Genomic DNA, 3,912 nt, shown 5'->3' with positions numbered 1-3,912 from the left:
GGTATGGGTAAAACGGCTTTCGTCGTTTCATCCATGCGGAATGCGGCGGTTAACTTTGATACCCCGATTGCCATCTTCTCGCTGGAGATGTCGGCTACCCAGCTGATGCTCAGGATGATTTCTGCTGAAGCGGAAATTGACAGTGAAAAGCTGCTATGAAGTTATACGAACTTGGCAAACTCTCTTCAGGAGCAGCAGCTAACGCAAGCGGGTATTCCCAAAGTTGTATTCCTTTCACAACTAGCAAAATTATGACATCAACGCCTTCAAACTCACTGAGGCTGAACTGATTAAGGATTTAGCTCGTGCCTGATGTTATTTGTGAAAGAAGAATGCCATGAATATTATAGAACTGCAAATGTTACAAACTCTGTATGAGCAAGATTTTTATGCGTGGGTAGAGCAGACAGCAGAGTTTTTGCGATGTCTACGACGGGCTACGCCTACGCATCAGTGGGACACGCTGGATTTAGAACACTTAATTGAGGAAGTGGTGGACTTGGGTAAGAGTCAACAGCGTGCCTTGCAGAGTGCGTTGCGGTTAGTATTGTCGCATTTGTTGAAGTGGAAGTATCAACCAGAACGTCGTAATCACAGTTGGCAAGTGACCATTACCCGTGAGCGACTGAATATAGATGAATTACTGCAAGAAAGTCCTAGCTTGCGGCGTTTTTTAAATGATGCCGAGTGGATTAATAGTACTTATCAAAGAACGCGGCGAGAGGCGATGGTGGAAACGGGTTTATCAGAAGAAAACTTTGCGATCGCTTGTCTGTTTTCTGTTGATGAGATTTTAGACTTAGACTTTTATCCTAACGCTGACGAATAACCATGTAGAATTTTTGTATAAGTATAGATATGCTCAATATGATAAGGAGCCATCTGTGAAAATTGCTGTAAACTTGTTAACTAATTATCAAGATATGCACTTGGAATGCGAATAATACCTTTTGAATTTCTCATTCCCAGACGACCTGTTTCATTACAGACAAAGAAAAGAGAAAATCTTCAGGCATGGAAGAATTTTGTGCGCGTTGAAGCTCAAAAAATTTGGAAAGATCGCAGCGTCATTAAACAAGGTGATTTACAGCTGACGCTAGTTTATCTTTGTGATGATTTTCCGGCTGATACCGATAATATTATCAAGCCGATTCAGGATGCACTTGTAGGCTTAGTTTTTGAAGATGATAGTTTAGTATCAGATGTAGAAAGCCATCGTCGGTTTATGTCTGACCCAATTGAGATTAAAAGTCTACCTTCCTTATTACAGCGTGCTGTCATGACAGGTAAAGAGTGTGTTTATGTAAAAGTAAGTGAATCTCAACCATTGGAAAAATACTTATGACTAACAATACTAAAATTCTATATGATGAAAAAGTGAAATCTCTGGCAGAGAAGTACGAAAGTCAAGGATTTCATGTTTTACTTAAACCCAATACAGATGAATTACCATTCGATTTGGGTAACTACCAGCCAGATATGATTGCTATTAAAGACGGCTCCGGTTTGGTAATTGAAGTAAAAAACAGTCTCAACCGTCTGTCGGTTGATCGTTTACAAGCTTTAGCAGAGGAAGTTAGTACGCATCCAGGTTGGCATTTTTTATTAGTAACGCTTGAAGACATAGAAGCCAAGTCATTACCTGGAACATCCGAACAACTTCCTTCATGGCAAGAGCTAACCGATCGGTTTATCCAAGCACATAAGCTTATTGAAAATGATGAAATTGAGCCTGCTTTTCTTTTTATGTGGAGTATATTTGAGGGGGCTTTAAGAAAGCGAGCAATCGATGTGTCAATTCCTATTGAACGTTTCCCAGCCATAGGATTACTAAGACATCTGTACTCCTTGGGAGAGTTATCAATCTCTCAATTTGACCTTGCTCAAGCTTGTTTTGAAGTTCGTAATCGTCTTGCTCACGGATATATTAAAAACCTAAAATTGCAAGTTGTACATGATTTTGACAATTTGGTTCGTGAAATGTTAGCGGAATGGACAACTGATAGTTTAGAAGAGTCGTGGTTTGATTCATCATTATCACTAGCTGAAAAAGATGTGGCTCAACAAGAAACCCTATCGTCTATTACTGACAGTCCAACCTTAGAACCTTTAACCGACCTTGACTCCTGGACTCAGAGTTTAATAGGTGTAATCCAGCTAGAAGAAGAAAATCCGACAGAAAATTATGTGGATTATTTAGAGGAGAAATACGGTTGAAACGGGTGTTGTTCGACAGCGATGTGTTGCTCGATATTTTGGCACAGCGTCAACCATTTGTCGCAGCTTCCGCAAGAGCATTAAATACAGTAATGCAGAATCAAGTACAAGGTTATGTTTCAGGTCATGCAGTAACCAATATTTTCTATATTCTGCGTCGTCAAGTTGGTAATGAAGTAGCGCGTGAACTATTAGCAAAGTTATTGCAGCACCTTCAAGTTGCCAGTGTAACAGATGAAGTTATTCGGCAAGCTTTGAATAGCCCAATTAAGGATTTTGAGGATGCGGTAACGAGTGCTGCGGCGCTTACAGCAGGTTTAGAAATAATTATGACGCGAAACACACCTGATTTTGTGGCTTCTTTAGTTCCGGCAATGCTACCAGATGAGTTTTTGACAATGCTATCTGAGTGAATAGCTGGGACATAGCGTTAAAATCTTGATTAGTTCTGCTTTATGAGAGGCCTAGAAATGACACAGCAAGAATTGTTGAATGAGTTTTTATCCCTTCCTCCTGAAGCACAGCGTCAACTCATGGATTTTATTGCTGTTTTGCGACAAAGATATGCAGTAGTTGAACCTGCTTCTGAGTCACCTGATATTGACTTGATAAATGATAACTTTATTGGAATGTGGAGCGATCGCCAAGATTTAGCTGATAGCACTGCTTGGGTGCGTGGTGTTCGAGAAAATGAGTGGTCAAAGTCGCATGACTAACTCAACCATCGTTGATACTGATATTCTAATTGATGCAGGTAGCAGTGTTCAAGAAGCAGTAAAGTGTTTGCAAAATCTGAAAGCGAGTTCTGGCTTGGCAATTAGCATAATCACACAAATGGAACTAATGGTTGGTTGTCGTAACAAAGCAGAGCTACAAACACTCTTAAATTTCCTCAAGCAGTTTTACATGATTAAAATTAACCAGGCTGTATCTGACACAGCAGTTGATTTATTGCGTTCTTATCGGCTCAGTCATAATTTGGCCATTCCTGATAGTCTCATTGCAGCTACAGCAATAGTGTGGAATTACCCGTTTCTCACAAAAAACCAACGGGATTACAGATTTATTCAAGGTTTAAACCTGTTGCCATATCCGTAACACGTTAGAACACCTAACGCCGCGTTGCACCGGACAGATGGCAGATCAACGAATACGTAATAATGATTAAGATTAGGATAGGTTAATTCACACCAAGACGTAAATCCTAACTAAGCACGGGCTACGCCCCGCTATGCTAACAGAACTAAAAGTATGGAACTATATTTAATTCGTCATGGCATCGCCGAAGACAAGGGATTAGGCATCAAGGATGAGGAGCGCAGCCTTACCAAAGAAGGACGGCAAAAAACTGAAAAAGTTGCCCAGAAACTTGTTAAATTGGGATTAAACTTTGATTTAATTCTCACCAGCCCCTTAGTGCGGACCCGCCAAACGGCTGATATTCTCATAGCAGAAAAACTAAGCTCCCAATTAGAAGAATCTAGCCACCTCGCCCCCGATGGTCAAATTTCTAGTTGGCTCAAAGACTGGTTAGAGCCAAGAAATTATTCCCAAAATACCCAACTGGCACTGGTTGGACACGAACCTGATTTGACCAATTGGGCAGAAATTCTCCTATGGGGGGAAGTCAAAGGAAGCTTAGTCTTGAAAAAAGCAGGTATGATTGGGATAAAACTACCAGAAACAGGTTATCCT

The 3,912-nt window shown here is 40.6% G+C and carries 8 protein-coding genes; all 8 read left to right on the top strand.

Annotated features, from left to right (window positions below):
* The first annotated feature begins 3 nt into the window (after positions 1 to 3).
* On the top strand, positions 4 to 159 hold the full coding sequence (locus LC574_RS39315; RefSeq protein ID WP_368736751.1) for a DnaB-like helicase C-terminal domain-containing protein: 156 nt from the start codon (positions 4 to 6) through the stop codon (positions 157 to 159).
* A 178-nt stretch (positions 160 to 337) separates the two neighbouring features.
* Entirely contained in the window at positions 338 to 829 is a 492-nt protein-coding gene (locus LC574_RS30195; RefSeq protein WP_229457288.1) for a DUF29 domain-containing protein, read from the top strand.
* Between the two features lie 105 nt (positions 830 to 934).
* Entirely contained in the window at positions 935 to 1,345 is a 411-nt protein-coding gene (locus LC574_RS30190) for a RusA family crossover junction endodeoxyribonuclease (protein ID WP_229457287.1), read from the top strand.
* On the top strand, positions 1,342 to 2,217 hold the full coding sequence (locus LC574_RS30185) for a hypothetical protein (protein WP_229457286.1): 876 nt from the start codon (positions 1,342 to 1,344) through the stop codon (positions 2,215 to 2,217). Before LC574_RS30190 ends, LC574_RS30185 begins: the two co-directional genes overlap by 4 nt.
* Positions 2,218 to 2,222: 5 nt before the next feature.
* On the top strand, positions 2,223 to 2,630 hold the full coding sequence (locus tag LC574_RS30180; RefSeq protein WP_229457289.1) for a PIN domain-containing protein: 408 nt from the start codon (positions 2,223 to 2,225) through the stop codon (positions 2,628 to 2,630).
* A 57-nt stretch (positions 2,631 to 2,687) separates the two neighbouring features.
* Positions 2,688 to 2,933, top strand: coding sequence for a DUF2281 domain-containing protein (locus LC574_RS30175; RefSeq protein ID WP_229457285.1), 246 nt, complete (start codon positions 2,688 to 2,690; stop codon positions 2,931 to 2,933).
* Positions 2,926 to 3,315, top strand: a complete 390-nt coding sequence (locus tag LC574_RS30170; protein ID WP_229457284.1) for a type II toxin-antitoxin system VapC family toxin — start codon at positions 2,926 to 2,928, stop codon at positions 3,313 to 3,315. Before LC574_RS30175 ends, LC574_RS30170 begins: the two co-directional genes overlap by 8 nt.
* A 153-nt stretch (positions 3,316 to 3,468) precedes the next feature.
* The coding region (gene sixA, locus LC574_RS30165; RefSeq protein ID WP_229457283.1) for a phosphohistidine phosphatase SixA at positions 3,469 to 3,912 on the top strand (444 nt) is incomplete at its 3' end.

Source organism: Nostoc sp. CHAB 5715, from assembly GCF_020829685.1.
Classification (GTDB): Bacteria; Cyanobacteriota; Cyanobacteriia; order Cyanobacteriales; family Nostocaceae; genus Nostoc.
This window is presented reverse-complemented; position numbering and strand designations above follow the sequence as displayed.